Raw genomic sequence first — 16,218 nt, forward strand, 5'->3', positions numbered from 1 at the left:
GAAAATTAACTGTAGCGGGAAAGGCGGGGTTTGACTATGAGGTGAACGGGATAAGTGTGAGGCATATGAGAAAAGGCCGCCAATTTGCGCGGCCCATTTGGACGTAGAATCAAGCCTCCGCCGCCAGCATCTCTTTCTTACGCTGGCTAATGCGCTTAACCAGCATCACCGAGACCACCGCGCCGCAGAAGGCGAAGCAGGCCATGATGCCAAACACGATCTTGTAGCCGACGATCCCCGGGTTTAAATCCAGAATGTAGCCGTAGAGGCTAAAGCAGAACATCGCCGGGGCGTAGCCGATGAAGCTGCCGAGCGCCATCGCGGCACCGGTCTGGTTTTCGGCGATTTTCGCTTCGCCAATCGGCGCAAAGAAGACGGCACGCTGGGTGAAGACGATCGCGCCAAAGCCCAATGTGCACATCATGCCGAGGTAAACCGGCATACTTTCATGCGGCAGCATAATCAGCAGAATCAGTGCCACGGTGCTGATCACAAAGGTGTAGCACAGGTATTTGCTGGGTGATTTCAGGATTTTGTCAGAAATCATGCCACCAACCGGTCCGCCGATCATTTTCAGGCAGTACTGGTTAATAATGCCATACGCGCCCACCAGCGCGACGGGCAGCATGTAGATGTTTTTCAGGAACGGAATGAAGAACGTCAGGCCGCAGTACACCGCGTACACAAAGAAGACGTTGAAGGCGATGAGCCAGATGGTTTTGTCTTTCAACACCGACGTCATGCTGGTGTTTTTGCTGGCGTCTTCATCCTTTGTCACCTCAACCGACGGCACCTCTTCTTTGTCATTCAGCACGAAGAAGATGATAACGCCGACGGCAATCACGATGATGGAATAGAACCAGATACCCGCCTTGAAGCCCAATAAGCCACTGCCGAACCAGGCGAAGACGGCCAGTGCGGAGAATGCGACAACGGTATCGACGATGCCGCGCCCCGTTTCAAAGAAACCAAACAGACGGCCCTGCTGTTCACTGTTACCCAGCCGGCTTACCGATTTCAGCAGTACCGGCCAGTTCATCATGTCGCAGGTGACACCAAACAGCGCCCAGACAAAAAGGATGCCCCAGTATCCCGGCATGGTCGTCAAATAAACGCCCAGTAAACCCGTCGCGATGAGCGAAAAAGACATGGTGTATTTACGCGGCAGTTTGTCGGCAAAATAGATTGAGAGGAAAAAGCCGATGGTCGTAACAAATGAGTTCACCGACATCGCATTACCTATTTGACCATTAGTCAAATGGAAATACTCCTGCATCGGAATATAAAACGCATCTTTCAGTGAAGGTAATTTATAAATCGTACCGCCGCAGAGCGTTAACAGACTAAATAACGCCCATTTCTTTTTCGTGAGCATAACATCCCCTATGCGATTTTTTAAATCGCTGTCTTAAAAGGCAATAGGATACCGGCCATCCTTATAAGATGGTTTTTATTAACTGCTAATAAATTTAAAGCTTATTAGTGATTTAGAAGATGCGTCGCCTCTTGTTTTATTTGTTGCAACACGCTCCGAACATAATTTATCTGATTCACCGCATCCTGCTTTTCTTTACTCAACCGAGCGTCCAGCGCACTTTGTTCAGGTAATGGCGTTTCACTCATTTGACGATAGGGGATCCACGGATTATCACCTTCGTGCTCAAAACGAAATGCCGGAGCATAATAATCCACCTCTTCTTCGAGGCCGTAAGCCATCACCTGCGGTTCTTCATCACCCAGGCAGATAAGGTTGGTTAACAGATCTTTGAATGGCATGTCACCCTGCCCGGAAATACAGGCTTTATGCCCCAGCCCGCCGTCTTCATTGACGATCAGCGCATCTTTAATATGCACCTGGGTGATATGCGGGGACATGGTTTTTAACGCGTCCAAAGGATGTTCGTTGGCGTTAATCATGTTTGCAAAATCAAACAGTAAGGAGAGAGAATCCATCCCGCTGTCTTGAATAAGCGTCGCCAGCTCGTGGCTCTTCAGGTCTTCATGCTGTTCAAGAGTGAAGGTCAATCCGCTGTCCTGATACGTATCGCGAATGTACGCGATATCACGGGCAATCACCGACATCACTTGCTGCAAATGCCCTTCGTAGCGCGGATAGAAACGGACCGATGACGCGCCCGTTTTTAAGGCAATGCCGGCAGCCAGATCGATCGCTTTTTTATCGGAAGCGCTGGTTTCGATATGCACATCCAGATTGAGCTGGCGGGCTTTCTCACCAAAAGCAGTCAGTTCGCTATCACTCATATTTTCCAGCGAGAAGCGCTCGCCATCCAGTACGTGAATTTTTACACCACGTAGCTGATTCTCATAAGCAATATCCAGCAAGTCACCCGGTAATACACGTTCAAGACGCATATTTAAATGATACGCATAGGCATGCAGATAAAGAGGAAGATTATCGACACGTTGTAGAATTTTTGTTGCGTTATTTATTGTGAGCATAAAACACCTACAGATTAATGATGAGGTCAACCGCCTCAAACCGCCAATATTCAATGTCTACTTGTACAATATTGCCATTCCGGTCGGCCCGGTGCTTTTCAATTAAAATAGCGGGCATGCCGGCAGAGCCACCCAGATATTTACTGATATCACCCGGCATTCTGACGGGTTTAAACACTAATTTTTTTACGATGGTCTCTTTTTGATAGCATTTTTCCCAAACCGAGGAAAAAGAGTGGTTTTCAAGTTGATCGATAAAGCCTGGTGCCACTTCAGGATTGATATACGTTTCGTGATAGAAGACTTTATGGCCTTCCAGCGCGCCCCACCCTGTTACGCGATAAAGCGTCTCAGAGGGCGTCGCCGCCGTCAGAGGCAGCAGCATTTCCGGCAGATCCGTAATACGGGTTTTCTCCGTAAATCCCCATGAGGGCTCTCTACCCTGCTCAATGGCCGCGCGTTGAAAGCTTGCCGACAGCTCGGGGCTGTAATTGAAACGCGGTTGCGTGACGAACCAGCCTTTACGGTCTTTGCGGAAGATTTTTGATTCCGCCTCAAGGTTCAACAATGCCTGGCGCAGCGTCATACGTTTGATGCCCAGCAGCTCGCACAACTCTCTTTCAGAAGGGAGCTTTCCGCCCGGCGTGGTAATGCCATCTTTTAACCACCGATCTAACTTCTCTTTGGCATTCTCAACGGTGGACTGATTTTCCGTCATTGCTTGTTTTAATCCTATTGGTTTAAACCAGATGATGCATCTTACGCTCACGGCGAAAACGAACGCAAACAGCGCCGCAGAACTTTGCGGATAATTGTGACAAAGCTCTCTTAAGCAGTAACCCTGCATTTAAAAGGGGGATAAAAAGGCGCTTGCCGTGACGTGAAGGCAAAAAAAAACCTGCCATCGCTGGCAGGTTTTTCATACGTTAAAGAGGAGGATTACTCTTCTTTCGCACCGCGCATCGCGCGTTTACGGTCGTTCTCGGTCAGGTGACGTTTACGGATACGGACAGAAGTTGGGGTAACTTCTACCAGTTCGTCGTCATCGATGAACTCAAGAGCCTGTTCCAGCGTCATTTTAACCGGCGGAACCAGAACCGTTGCTTCGTCTGTACCAGACGCACGCATGTTGGTCAGTTTCTTACCGGTCAGGCAGTTTACAGTCAGGTCGTTAGAACGACTGTGAATACCGATGATCTGGCCTTCATAAACTTCAGCACCGTGACCCAGGAACAGCTTACCGCGGTCCTGCAGGCTGAACAGTGCGAACGCAACTGCTTTACCCTGGCCGTTAGAGATCAGTACACCGTTCTGGCGCTGACCCACATCACCCGGACGGATATCGTCGTAGTGGCTGAAGGTGGAGTACAGCAGACCGGTACCGGAAGTCATGGTCATGAATTCTGAACGGAAGCCGATCAGACCACGGCTTGGGATCACGTAGTCGAGACGTACGCGGCCTTTGCCATCTGGATTCATGTTTTTCAGGTCGCCTTTACGCTCACCCAGAGCCTGCATCACAGAACCCTGATGTTGTTCTTCAACGTCCAGCGTGACGTTTTCGAACGGCTCTTGTTTACGGCCATCGATTTCGCGGAAGATAACTTTCGGACGGGAAACCGCCATTTCGAAACCTTCACGACGCATGTTTTCGATAAGAACGGACAGGTGCAGTTCACCACGACCAGACACGCGGAATGCGTCAGCATCCGGCGTTTCTTCTACGCGCAGCGCCACGTTGTGTACCAGTTCTTTGTTCAGACGATCAAGGATCTGGCGAGACGTGACGTATTTACCTTCTTTACCGCAGAACGGAGAGGTGTTTACGCAGAAGAACATAGAAACGGTCGGTTCATCAACGGACAGGGCTGGCAGCGCTTCCACATTTTGCGTGTCGCAAATGGTGTCAGAGATGTTCAGCTCACCCAGACCGGTGATAGCGATGATGTCGCCAGCTTCAGCCACGTCGGTTTCGATACGTTCCAGACCCAGATGGCCCAGCACTTTACCGACTTTACCGTTACGGGTTTTGCCTTCGCTATCGATGATAGTCACTTGCTGGTTCGGTTTCACTTTACCGCGTTTGATACGGCCGATACCGATAACACCCACATAGCTGTTGTAGTCCAGCTGGGAGATCTGCATCTGCAGAGGACCGTCGAGATCGACGTCCGGCGCAGGAACATGGTCAACAATCGCCTGATACAGCGGGGTCATGTCTTCAGCCATGTCTTCGTGATCCAGACCCGCGATACCGTTCAGCGCAGATGCGTAAACGATCGGGAAGTCCAGCTGTTCGTCGGTCGCATCAAGGTTAACGAACAGGTCAAAGACCTGGTCAACAACCCAGTCAGGACGCGCGCCAGGGCGGTCAACTTTGTTGATAACAACAATAGGTTTCAGGCCATAGGCAAAGGCTTTCTTGGTCACGAAGCGCGTCTGCGGCATCGGGCCGTCAAATGCGTCAACGACCAGCAGCACGGAGTCTACCATGGACATTACACGTTCAACTTCACCACCGAAGTCGGCGTGCCCTGGGGTATCAACGATGTTGATACGGTAGTCATTCCATTTGATAGCGGTGTTTTTCGCGAGGATGGTAATCCCACGCTCTTTCTCCAAATCGTTGGAGTCCATCACACGCTCTTGAGTTTCGGCACGTGCATCAAACGTACCGGATTGCTGCAGCAGCTTATCAACCAGGGTAGTTTTACCATGGTCAACGTGCGCGATGATGGCGATGTTACGCAAATTTTCGATCACAACTTTGCCTCGGGCATTAGAAATAGCGCGTTATTGTACACGGATTAATCGCAGTACAAAACAGGATCACAAACATCCTCCGCAAACAAGTATTGCAGAGTTCCTTTGTGATCGCTTTCACGGAGCGAAAAAAGGGCACCTTAACGCAAATTGCACCAATATGGTGCTCTATGTTCACATATAAGCACTATACTGGTGCAATGACACCATCGTGGTGCAGCCCTTTTGCACTATGATGCGCATGATAGCGCCTTTTGGGGGTAATTTAAAAGTTGGCACAGATTTCGCTTTATAAATTTCAGGGCAACAACGCCACTTTTAAGAAGTGTTTGAAGACCTCGTTACCACGACGACAATGACAAATCCGGGAGATGTAAAGTATGTCCGCTGAACACGTTTTGACGATGCTGAATGAGCACGAAGTGAAGTTTGTCGATCTGCGCTTCACCGATACCAAAGGTAAAGAACAGCACGTCACTATCCCTTCCCATCAGGTTAATGCCGAATTCTTTGAAGAAGGCAAAATGTTTGACGGCTCCTCTATCGGCGGCTGGAAAGGCATTAACGAATCTGACATGGTTCTGATGCCGGACGCATCTACCGCACTCATTGACCCGTTCTACGAAGAACCAACACTGATCATCCGCTGCGATATCCTGGAACCAGGTACCCTGCAGGGCTATGACCGTGACCCGCGCTCCATCGCGAAACGCGCTGAAGAATACCTGCGCTCCACTGGCATTGCCGACACCGTACTGTTCGGGCCAGAACCAGAATTCTTCCTGTTTGACGACATCCGCTTCGGCGCATCCATTTCCGGTTCTCACGTGGCTATCGACGATATCGAAGGCGCGTGGAACTCTTCCACCAAATACGAAGGTGGTAACAAAGGTCACCGTCCGGGCGTGAAAGGCGGTTACTTCCCGGTTCCGCCGGTCGATTCTTCCCAGGACATCCGTTCTACCATGTGTATGATCATGGAAGAAATGGGCCTGGTTGTTGAAGCTCACCACCACGAAGTGGCAACGGCAGGTCAGAACGAAATCGCGACCCGCTTCAACACCATGACCAAAAAAGCGGACGAAATTCAGATCTACAAATATGTCGTTCACAACGTTGCGCACCGTTTCGGTAAAACCGCGACCTTCATGCCAAAACCGATGTTCGGCGATAACGGTTCCGGTATGCACTGCCACATGTCTCTCTCCAAGAACGGCGTAAACCTGTTCTCTGGCGACAAATACGCGGGTCTGTCTGAGCAGGCGCTGCACTACATCGGCGGTGTTATCAAACACGCGAAAGCGATCAACGCCCTGGCGAACCCGACCACCAACTCCTACAAACGTCTGGTCCCGGGTTACGAAGCACCAGTTATGCTGGCTTACTCTGCCCGTAACCGTTCTGCTTCCATCCGTATTCCGGTTGTTACCAGCCCGAAAGCGCGTCGTATCGAAGTGCGCTTCCCGGACCCGGCAGCTAACCCGTACCTGTGCTTCGCAGCACTGCTGATGGCTGGCCTTGACGGTATCAAGAACAAAATCCATCCGGGCGAAGCGATGGACAAAAACCTGTATGACCTGCCGCCGGAAGAAGCGAAAGAGATCCCACAGGTTGCTGGTTCTCTGGAAGAAGCACTGAAAGAACTGGATCTGGACCGCGAGTTCCTGAAAGCCGGTGGTGTGTTCACTGACGAATCCATCGATGCTTACATCGCGCTGCGCCGCGAAGAAGATGACCGTGTGCGCATGACTCCGCACCCGGTAGAGTTCGAGCTGTACTACAGCGTTTAATTTAAGTTAGTCATTCTCCGCCCACTTCTTGTCGCCGCCTGGCGGCAAGAACAAGCTGAGTAAGTTGTTGCCGTGGAACTTTTAGCCCATCTCTGGATGGGCTTTTTTCTCCACAAAAACGCGTAGTTAGCGCCTTTTTCCCGTCCATCCAGCTATAATGCACTAAAACAGTGCAATCTAAGGAGACTGCTAAATGGCAACCGGCGCGCTGCCCGATGCTGGGCAGATCCTCAATTCTTTAATTAATAGCATTCTGCTGGTCGATGACGACCTGGCGGTGCATTACGCCAATCCGGCGGCGCAGCAGCTGCTGGCGCAAAGCTCGCGAAAACTGTTCGGTACGCCGTTACCGGAACTGCTGAGCTATTTCTCGCTGAATATCGGTTTGATGCAGGAGAGCCTGCAAACGGGCCAGGGCTTCACGGATAACGAAGTGACGCTGGTGATCGACGGGCGCTCGCATATCCTCTCTCTGACGGCTCAGCGGCTGCCTGACGGCTTTATTTTGCTGGAGATGGCCCCGATGGATAACCAACGCCGTTTAAGCCAGGAGCAGCTACAGCACGCCCAGCAGATTGCAGCACGCGATTTAGTCCGTGGCTTAGCCCATGAGATTAAAAACCCGCTCGGCGGCTTACGCGGCGCAGCACAGCTGTTAAGCAGAGCACTGCCCGACCCGTCGCTCACCGAATACACCAAAATGATTATTGAGCAGGCCGATCGCCTGCGTAACCTGGTCGACCGTCTGCTGGGGCCGCAACAGCCAGGGATGCACGTGACCGAAAGTATCCACAAAGTGGCCGAACGCGTCTTTTCGCTGGTGTCGATGGAGCTGCCGGATAACGTGCGGCTGGTGCGTGATTACGATCCGAGTTTGCCGGAGTTACCGCACGATCCCGACCAGATTGAACAGGTTTTGCTGAATATTGTTCGCAATGCATTGCAGGCATTAGGGCCAGAAGGCGGCGAAATCATTCTGCGTACCCGCACCGCGTTCCAGCTGACGCTACACGGCGAGCGCTATCGCCTGGCGGCACGCATTGACGTTGAAGATAACGGGCCGGGCATTCCGTCCCATTTACAGGACACGCTGTTCTATCCGATGGTAAGTGGCCGCGAAGGCGGCACCGGGCTGGGTTTATCCATCGCCCGTAGCCTGATCGATCAGCATTCCGGAAAAATTGAATTTACCAGTTGGCCAGGCCATACCGAGTTCTCGGTTTACCTGCCAATTCGAAAATAAGGTGTGTTTATGCAACGAGGGATAGTCTGGGTCGTAGATGACGATAGCTCCATCCGTTGGGTGCTTGAACGCGCACTCACCGGGGCGGGCTTAAGCTGTACTACATTTGAAAGCGGCAACGAGGTGCTGGACGCGCTCACCACCAAAACGCCGGACGTGCTGCTGTCGGATATTCGTATGCCAGGCATGGACGGCCTTGCGCTGCTCAAACAGATTAAACAGCGTCACCCGATGCTTCCGGTCATCATAATGACGGCCCATTCGGATCTGGATGCGGCGGTCAGCGCTTATCAACAAGGCGCATTCGATTACCTGCCCAAACCGTTCGATATCGATGAGGCGGTGGCGCTGGTTGAACGTGCCATCAGCCACTATCAGGAACAGCAGCAGCCGCGCGATGTGCCCGCGTTCGGGCCTACCGCCGATATTATCGGTGAAGCGCCAGCGATGCAGGACGTCTTTCGCATTATCGGGCGACTCTCCCGGTCATCAATAAGCGTGCTGATTAACGGCGAATCCGGTACCGGTAAAGAGCTCGTCGCGCATGCGCTGCATCGTCACAGCCCACGCGCGAAAGCGCCGTTTATCGCCCTGAACATGGCGGCGATACCGAAAGATTTGATTGAATCCGAGCTTTTTGGTCACGAGAAAGGCGCGTTCACCGGTGCTAATACCGTGCGTCAGGGGCGTTTTGAGCAGGCAGACGGCGGCACGCTGTTTCTCGATGAAATTGGCGATATGCCCAACGATGTACAGACCCGTTTGCTGCGCGTACTGGCCGACGGGCAGTTTTACCGCGTCGGCGGCTATGCGCCGGTGAAAGTGGATGTGCGTATCATCGCAGCGACCCACCAGAACCTGGAGCTGCGCGTACAGGAGGGGAAATTTCGTGAGGATTTATTCCACCGCCTGAACGTGATACGCGTTCATCTGCCGCCGCTGCGTGAGCGTCGGGAAGATATTCCGCGTCTGGCGCGCCACTTCCTGCAAATTGCTGCACGCGAGCTCGGCGTAGAAGTGAAACTCCTGCACCCGGAAACCGAAGCGGCGTTAACGCGTCTGGCGTGGCCTGGCAACGTGCGCCAGCTGGAAAACACCTGCCGCTGGCTGACAGTGATGGCCGCAGGCCAGGAAGTATTGATCCAGGATTTGCCGAGCGAACTGTTTGAAACCACTGTTCCGGATGGTACGACCCAAACCCAGCCTGATAACTGGGCGACGCTGCTGGCGCAATGGGCCGATCGTGCCCTGCGTTCCGGTCATCAAAACCTGTTATCGGAAGCACAGCCGGAAATGGAGCGTACGCTGCTGACAACCGCGCTGCGTCATACTCAGGGGCATAAACAGGAAGCCGCACGTTTGCTGGGTTGGGGGCGTAATACCCTGACGCGCAAGCTGAAAGAGCTGGGGATGGAGTAGCACAGCGTTGCGCCGGATGGCGCTTCGCTTATCCGGCCTACAAACAACGAGGCGTTGTAGGCCCGGTATGCGCCACCGGGCAATAACTTAAATCACACGAGAGAACTGCTGCATCCGCGCTTTCTGGCGCAAATAGGCATCGAAGCACATACAGATATTACGAATCAACAGACGACCTTTTGGCGTCACCTGGATTCCTTTTTCATCCACATCCACCAGCCCATCTTTCGCCAGCGGCGCCAGCAGTTTTAAATCTTCCGCAAAATAGTCGGCAAAATTCAGATCCCACTGCTGCTCAACGGCGGCGTAATCCAGGCGGAAATTACAAATCAGCGCCTTAATCACGTCACGACGAATGCAGTCATCGCGGGTTAGGGCAATCCCGCGCCACAGCGCATCGCCGCGTTCATCAACCTGCTGATAATAGAGTTTCAGCTCTTTCTGGTTCTGCGCGTAGCAGTCGCCAATCATGCTGATCGCCGAGACGCCCATGCCGAGCAGGTCGGTATCGCCCTGCGTGGTGTAGCCCTGGAAGTTACGATGCAGCACGCCTTCACGCTGAGCAACGGCCAGCTCGTTATCCGGACGGGCGAAGTGGTCCATACCGATAAACTGGTAACCGGCATCAGTGAGCGACGAGATGGTTTCCTGAAGAATATCCAGCTTCTGCTGGGCGGAAGGTAAATCGGCATCTTTAATTTTGCGCTGCGCGGCAAACAACGTCGGCAGGTGCGCATAGTTAAAGACGCTCAGGCGATCCGGGTTGAGCTCACCTACACGTTTAAGCGTAAAGGCAAAGCTTTCCGGCGTCTGTTTTGGCAGGCCGTAGATCAGATCGATGTTGGTGGAGGTGAAGCCGATCTCGCGCGCGTGATTCAGCAACGCGAAGATAAATTCTTCATCCTGTTCGCGATTTACCAGACGCTGAACTTCTTTGTTGAAGTCCTGCACGCCCATGCTCAGACGGTTAAATCCTTCGGCGCGCAGATGGTCGATCACGTCCAGTTCGATTTCGCGCGGGTCAACTTCAATCGAGATCTCGGCGTCGGCGGTAAAGTGGAAGTTCTCGCGCAGCAGCGTCATCAGGCGAGTAATTTGCGCTTTATTCAGATAGGTTGGCGTGCCGCCGCCCCAGTGCAGCTGGGTGACATTGCGTTGGGTGAACAACGGTGCGCGGTGGCGAATTTCCTGCTCCAGCGCGTCGAGATACTGATCGGCTTTATGCTGCTGGCGAGTGACAATTTTATTGCAGCCGCAGAAATAGCAGAGCTTATGGCAGAACGGGATATGCACGTACAGCGACAGCGGCCGCTCGGGATAACGCGCAACCGCATTCAGAAACTCGCTCTCGCCAAACGCGTCGGAAAATTCCAGCGCGGTGGGATACGAAGTGTAACGTGGCCCGGAATAGTTATATTTCTGGATCAGGGCCAGATCCCAGTCGATTAACTGCACAGACATGCTTACTCCTTCCAGTGACGTCGCTAACGACGACGGCGTGCCGGCCTGGCTCCTTGTTGAGCCATTAGCCGGTTGCGCAGCCGTTTTTGACGCCGCGACAACCGTTGTAGTTTAACGAATAACCACACCAGATAACATATAACCAGAAGGGTTATAAGCAGGACCGGGAAACCAACTGCGTGCAAACGTTAGTTTCCGCCCTTAAGCAGACGCATCATGTCTTCCTTGCCCTCTTCTTCCTCTTCCTCTTCTTCTTCGTCATCGTCGTAGGAGAGGCCAAGCTGCTGCATCAGCTCGTCGATACGATCCAGTTTGGCATCGACCCAGCTTTGCTCTTCAGCATTCAGTTTTCCGCCTTCTTCCAGGCGTTCCAGCAGCGCATCCAAACGCTCATCCGTTTCTAACTGCTCCAGCTCAGCCTGCGGTGAAAGCATAGGTTTCTCGCTTTTTGGTTTTTGCTGACGAGGGGTTGTCTGCACAGCGGTAGCGCCCAGCTGAACAGGTTTTTTACTGCCAATACGGGGATCTTTTTCCTGACCTTTTTGGCCCGCGCGTCCAGATTCACCGCTGCTACTTGCACGGCTGCCCGGCGTATGGCCACGATGTTTCTTCTGGCGCTTACGATCGCGCGCTTCCTGGTCCAGTTCTTCGCGGGTTTTGCGGCGTGTTTTGGCACGCGGTGCAGATGTTGGTTTTTTCATGGTGTCGTCTTATGGCCGTTTTATTCAGTATAGAATTGAGGCGGAATCTAGCAGAATACCAACAAAGAAAAAAGGCGACAGAGTAATCTGTCGCCTTTTTCCTGACTCTCCACCCTTAACGGGCGCTACATTCCATGTTAGCTACCGACACACCCTGTCTTTCCTTCAGCCTGGAACGATCCCTGTACGATTCCATTTCCTTTCTCTACGTCTCCGGACGTTTGTCATCCTGACAATCCTAAGTCTTCGCCTCCTGGCGCTCCTGACCCTCATCCTGAGTTAGAAATCCTTCCGGCGTCCTCGCCAATGAGTGATACTTTACCTTGTTGAGCTAAACTAACAAGCAGCGAAACGGCACATAAATATAAAATCAGAGTTTTCCCCAACATTAACTCTATGATTTATCTATTTTTACCGATTTTTCCTTCTCAAACTTCTCTGAAATTTCGCATAGGGTTTATGGGCAATATCTCACAAACTGTAGGGGTTTTGCTTACATCCTGTAGACTCGCTGAGGAAAATCAGCCTTTTTTTACCGATCGGGTATAATCGCCAGCATTGCCTGATTTAACGGAGACGACCGTTTTGACTAACTGGAATTACCAACTGACGCACTTTGTGACCAGCGCGCCAGATATCCGCCATTTACCTTCCGATACCGGAATTGAAGTGGCATTTGCGGGCCGCTCCAACGCCGGAAAGTCCAGCGCACTGAATACGCTGACTAACCAAAAAAGTCTGGCTCGAACCTCGAAGACGCCGGGCCGTACACAGTTGATTAACCTGTTTGAAGTGGCTGACGGTAAACGTCTGGTCGACTTACCGGGCTACGGTTACGCCGAAGTGCCGGAAGAGATGAAAATCAAATGGCAGCGTGCGTTGGGTGAATACCTGGAAAAACGCCTGTGTCTGAAAGGGATTGTTATCCTGATGGACATCCGCCATCCGCTGAAAGATCTCGATCAACAGATGATTCAGTGGGCCGTAGACAGTGAAATTGAAGTGCTGGTATTGCTGACCAAAGCCGATAAGCTCGCCAGCGGTGCGCGTAAAGCGCAGGTTAATATGGTACGCGAAGCCGTGCTCGCCTTTAACGGTGACGTGCAGGTTGAAGCGTTTTCATCGCTGAAAAAGCAGGGTGTGGATAAGCTGCGTCAGAAGCTGGACACCTGGTTTAGTGAGATCCCGCCGGAAGTGGCGGCTGAAGAAGCCGAAGAGTAATCATTCTGTCGTCGGGCACGCTTGCCCGACCCGGATTTCACGTAAAGCTGCCATCCGGCGGCTTTTCTTTCGCCCAATAAAAAACGCCCCGGTCATTACTGACCGGGGCGGCTAAAATATTCAGCCAAATCCGATTACGTGAAGTAAAAGGTCTGAAAGATAGAACATCTTACCTCTGTACCCTACGCGACTAACTCTACTCTTTTTTTTTGGTCACAGAAAGCACTTTTTGTAGTTTTTTTTCACTCATTACATAGCGAATTCTAATGTTCATCACAAAACGCTATAAGTTATGTTGCTTACTTACCAAAAAAGCGCTTGGTCGCGGAAAGCTTAGTGCGCCTGATCCCAGTTTTCGCCGCTGCCCACTTCCACCAGCAATGGCACATCCAGTTGGGTGCTGTTTTCCATCAGTTCATGGATTTTTTTCGACACGGCATCCACATCATCTTTATGCACTTCGAACACCAGTTCATCGTGCACCTGCATGATCATGCGCACGCGCGGTTTTTCGCTCTCAAGCCAGGCATCCACAGCAATCATCGCTCGCTTGATGATATCGGCGGCAGTGCCCTGCATTGGGGCGTTGATCGCGGCTCGTTCAGCCCCGGCACGACGCGCGCCGTTGCTGGATTTGATGTCCGGAAGGTAAAGACGACGGCCATCCAGCGTTTCAACGTAGCCCTGATCTTTCGCCTGTGCGCGGGTACGCTCCATATACTCCAGTACGCCAGGGTAACGCTCGAAGTAGAGATCCATATACTTCTGCGACTCTTTACGCGGAATGTTGAGCTGGCGAGAGAGGCCAAAAGCGCTCATGCCGTAGATCAAACCGAAGTTAATCGCCTTCGCGCTGCGGCGCTGTTCGCTGCTTACACTCTCTAATGGCAAGCCAAAAACTTCCGCCGCCGTCGCGCGGTGGATATCTTTCCCTTCCGCAAACGCGGTCAGCAGGCCCTTATCACGCGACAGGTGCGCCATAATACGCAGCTCGATTTGTGAGTAGTCCGCAGAGACAATCACGTAATCTTTCGGCGCAATAAACGCCTGGCGAATACGACGCCCTTCATCATTACGTACCGGAATGTTTTGCAGGTTCGGATCCGTCGAGGAGAGACGCCCGGTTGCGGTGACAGCCTGATGATAAGAAGTGTGCACGCGCCCGGTTTTCGGGTTAATCATCAACGGTAGCTTATCGGTATAGGTGGATTTCAGCTTCGCCAGGCCACGATACTCAAGAATGACTTTTGGCAGTGGATAATCCAGCGCCAGCTCTTCCAGCACTTCTTCCGACGTAGACGGTGCGCCGCCCGGCGTTTTCTTCAGCGGTTTAATGCCCTGTTTTTCAAACAGAATGGTTTGCAGCTGCTTTGGCGAGGAGAGGTTAAACTCTTCCCCAGCGACCTCAAAGGCTTTCTGCTCCAGCTCCACCAGCCGTTTCGCAATCTCCTGCGAATGCGCATGCAGCACTGCCGGGTCGATCTTCACGCCATTGCGTTCCACGCGCGACAGCACCGGCACCAGTGGCATCTCGATATTTTCGAAGACGCTCAGCGGCCCCTTCTCCTTTTGCAGCTTCGGCCACATTTTCAGATGCAGTTGCAGCGTGACGTCGGCGTCTTCCGCCGCATAGCGGCCCGCTTCTTCCAGTGCGATCTGGTTGAAGGTCAGCTGCTTCTTACCTTTGCCGGCGATCTCTTCAAAAGTGATGGTTTTATGCTTCAACCAGCGGTCAGAAAGGCTGTCCATGTCGTGACGGCCCGCAACGCTATCCAGCGTGTAGGATTCCAGCATGGTGTCATAGGCAATCCCGCGCAGTTCAATACCGTAGTTCGCAAGGATCCCGCGGTCATATTTCAGGTTCTGCCCGACTTTCAGGCATTTTTCATCTTCCAGCAGCGGCTTGAGCAGTTCCAGCGCGCGTTCGCGGGAAATCTGTTCTGGCGCGTCAAGATAATCGTGCGCCACTGGCACATATGCGGCAACGCCCGGTTCGGTTGCAAACGACAGGCCAACCATATTGGCAGAGACATTATCGAGGCTGTCCGTTTCCGTATCGAAAGCAAACAACGGCGCTTTTTTCAGCTTCTCAATCCAGTCAAGCAGGGTCGCCTCGTCCAGGATCGTGACGTAGTTATCGGCGCTCAGGGTGGCGGTGGTTTCGACTTCCTCTTCCACCACGATGGTTTCCGCAGGTTTGGCGGCGGATTTTGTCGGCTTCGCGCCCTTCGCCTGCAACCATTTGCCGGATTCGACATCAGTGATCCAGCGTTTAAATTCGTACTTTTTAAACAGACCCAGTAATTCTTCTGCGGCTGGCGGTTTCACTTCCAGCTGTTCGCAGGTCAGTTCCAGTTCTACGTCAGTTTTGATGGTCGCGAGTTTATAGGAGAGATACGCCACCTCTTTGTTCTGCTCAAGCTTAGCGGCCATGGTTTTCGCACCACGGAAGCTCAGCCCGGCAATTTTATCCGACTCAGCATAGAGGGTATCCAGCCCCCCCAGGCCCTGAAGCAGCGCCTGCGCGGTTTTTTCGCCCACGCCCGGCACGCCAGGAATGTTATCCGAGGAGTCGCCCATCAGCGCGAGGAAGTCGATGATGAGTTCCGGCGGCACGCCGTACTTGGTCACCACCTCATCCGGGCCAAGAATGGTGTTGGTCATGGTGTTAATCAGGGTGATACCCGGCGTAACCAGCTGCGCCATATCTTTATCACCGGTGCTGATCAACACCGGGCGACCCGCCGCTTCCGCTTCGCGCGCCAGCGTGCCGATCACATCATCCGCTTCGACGCCCGATACCGCCATCAACGGAAGCCCCATGGCTTTTACCATCGCGTGCAGCGGCTCGATCTGCGCACGCAGATCGTCAGGCATCGGTGGGCGGTGAGATTTGTAATCCTCAAACAGTTCGTCACGGAAGGTTTTACCCTTCGCATCAAACACCACGACCGCGTGCGTCGGCTGATATTGCAGCAACAGGCTGCGCAGCATATTCAGCACGCCATACATCGCGCCGGTTGGTTCGCCTGCGCCATTGGTCAGCGGTGGGAAAGCATGATACGCCCTGTAAAGATACGAGGAGCCATCAACGAGGATAAGGGGATTTTCGGGGATCTGAACCATAATTTCCGTGCCTGTTTATCAGATTATGGTTAAA

The 16,218-nt window shown here is 52.7% G+C and carries 12 protein-coding genes; 4 read left to right on the plus strand and 8 right to left on the minus strand.

The window, feature by feature from the left end; translation table 11 throughout:
* Positions 1 to 109 precede the first annotated feature (109 nt).
* The 4 genes from AC1MKH_RS24485 to typA form a co-directional block, all read right to left on the minus strand.
* Positions 110 to 1,375: an MFS transporter gene (locus tag AC1MKH_RS24485; RefSeq protein WP_276219287.1), complete on the minus strand. Its 1,266-nt coding sequence runs from the start codon at positions 1,373 to 1,375 to the stop codon at positions 110 to 112.
* 104 nt (positions 1,376 to 1,479) lie between these two features.
* On the minus strand, positions 1,480 to 2,460 hold the full coding sequence (locus tag AC1MKH_RS24490; protein ID WP_327621810.1) for a sugar phosphate isomerase/epimerase family protein: 981 nt from the start codon (positions 2,458 to 2,460) through the stop codon (positions 1,480 to 1,482).
* Between the two features lie 7 nt (positions 2,461 to 2,467).
* A complete protein-coding gene (locus AC1MKH_RS24495) occupies positions 2,468 to 3,178 on the minus strand; it encodes a GntR family transcriptional regulator (protein ID WP_276219291.1) in 711 nt (236 codons plus the stop codon).
* A 221-nt stretch (positions 3,179 to 3,399) separates the two neighbouring features.
* Positions 3,400 to 5,223 (minus strand): ribosome-dependent GTPase TypA, encoded by a 1,824-nt coding sequence (gene typA / locus AC1MKH_RS24500; protein WP_276219293.1) that lies wholly within the window; start codon positions 5,221 to 5,223, stop codon positions 3,400 to 3,402.
* Between the two features lie 380 nt (positions 5,224 to 5,603).
* Between typA and glnA the strand changes: the two genes are divergently transcribed.
* The 3 genes from glnA to glnG all read left to right on the plus strand — a co-directional run bounded on the left by glnA (position 5,604) and on the right by glnG (position 9,675).
* Positions 5,604 to 7,013 (plus strand): glutamate--ammonia ligase, encoded by a 1,410-nt coding sequence (gene glnA, locus AC1MKH_RS24505; RefSeq protein WP_015966560.1) that lies wholly within the window; start codon positions 5,604 to 5,606, stop codon positions 7,011 to 7,013.
* Between the two features lie 193 nt (positions 7,014 to 7,206).
* Positions 7,207 to 8,256 carry a nitrogen regulation protein NR(II) gene (gene glnL / locus AC1MKH_RS24510; RefSeq protein ID WP_015966561.1) on the plus strand — a complete coding sequence of 350 codons (1,050 nt, stop codon included), beginning with the start codon at positions 7,207 to 7,209 and terminating at the stop codon, positions 8,254 to 8,256.
* 9 nt (positions 8,257 to 8,265) lie between these two features.
* Positions 8,266 to 9,675, plus strand: coding sequence for a nitrogen regulation protein NR(I) (gene glnG / locus AC1MKH_RS24515; protein WP_276219297.1), 1,410 nt, complete (start codon positions 8,266 to 8,268; stop codon positions 9,673 to 9,675).
* A gap of 87 nt (positions 9,676 to 9,762) precedes the next feature.
* Here the strand turns inward: glnG and hemN are convergent, their stop codons facing one another.
* A complete protein-coding gene (gene hemN, locus AC1MKH_RS24520) occupies positions 9,763 to 11,136 on the minus strand; it encodes an oxygen-independent coproporphyrinogen III oxidase (protein WP_276219299.1) in 1,374 nt (457 codons plus the stop codon).
* Between the two features lie 188 nt (positions 11,137 to 11,324).
* The gene (gene yihI / locus AC1MKH_RS24525; protein ID WP_276219301.1) at positions 11,325 to 11,837 is read right to left on the minus strand and encodes a Der GTPase-activating protein YihI; all 513 of its coding nucleotides are present in this window, start codon (positions 11,835 to 11,837) and stop codon (positions 11,325 to 11,327) included.
* A 585-nt stretch (positions 11,838 to 12,422) separates the two neighbouring features.
* Here yihI and yihA point away from each other — a divergent pair.
* The gene (yihA, locus tag AC1MKH_RS24530) at positions 12,423 to 13,058 is read left to right on the plus strand and encodes a ribosome biogenesis GTP-binding protein YihA/YsxC (RefSeq protein ID WP_276219303.1); all 636 of its coding nucleotides are present in this window, start codon (positions 12,423 to 12,425) and stop codon (positions 13,056 to 13,058) included.
* 120 nt (positions 13,059 to 13,178) lie between these two features.
* On the opposite strand, the gene spfP is transcribed toward yihA, so the two are convergent.
* Together spfP and polA are read right to left on the minus strand one after the other, a co-directional pair.
* Positions 13,179 to 13,226, minus strand: a complete 48-nt coding sequence (gene spfP, locus AC1MKH_RS24535; RefSeq protein WP_071892919.1) for a small protein SpfP — start codon at positions 13,224 to 13,226, stop codon at positions 13,179 to 13,181.
* Positions 13,227 to 13,391: 165 nt separating this feature from the next.
* Positions 13,392 to 16,184 carry a DNA polymerase I gene (gene polA, locus AC1MKH_RS24540; RefSeq protein ID WP_276219305.1) on the minus strand — a complete coding sequence of 931 codons (2,793 nt, stop codon included), beginning with the start codon at positions 16,182 to 16,184 and terminating at the stop codon, positions 13,392 to 13,394.
* Positions 16,185 to 16,218: the final 34 nt, after the last annotated feature.

Source organism: Pseudocitrobacter sp. CD920760 (assembly GCF_057782505.1).

What these genes read in the sequence shown, in the direction of transcription:
- glnL (WP_015966561.1), top strand. Translation starts at nt 7,207, where the DNA reads ATGGCAACCGGCGCGCTGCCCGATGCTGGGCAGATCCTCAATTCTTTA.
- polA (WP_276219305.1), bottom strand. Translation starts at nt 16,184, where the DNA reads ATGGTTCAGATCCCCGAAAATCCCCTTATCCTCGTTGATGGCTCCTCG.
- yihI (WP_276219301.1), bottom strand. Translation starts at nt 11,837, where the DNA reads ATGAAAAAACCAACATCTGCACCGCGTGCCAAAACACGCCGCAAAACC.
- glnA (WP_015966560.1), top strand. Translation starts at nt 5,604, where the DNA reads ATGTCCGCTGAACACGTTTTGACGATGCTGAATGAGCACGAAGTGAAG.
- AC1MKH_RS24495 (WP_276219291.1), bottom strand. Translation starts at nt 3,178, where the DNA reads ATGACGGAAAATCAGTCCACCGTTGAGAATGCCAAAGAGAAGTTAGAT.
- glnG (WP_276219297.1), top strand. Translation starts at nt 8,266, where the DNA reads ATGCAACGAGGGATAGTCTGGGTCGTAGATGACGATAGCTCCATCCGT.
- AC1MKH_RS24490 (WP_327621810.1), bottom strand. Translation starts at nt 2,460, where the DNA reads ATGCTCACAATAAATAACGCAACAAAAATTCTACAACGTGTCGATAAT.
- hemN (WP_276219299.1), bottom strand. Translation starts at nt 11,136, where the DNA reads ATGTCTGTGCAGTTAATCGACTGGGATCTGGCCCTGATCCAGAAATAT.
- AC1MKH_RS24485 (WP_276219287.1), bottom strand. Translation starts at nt 1,375, where the DNA reads ATGCTCACGAAAAAGAAATGGGCGTTATTTAGTCTGTTAACGCTCTGC.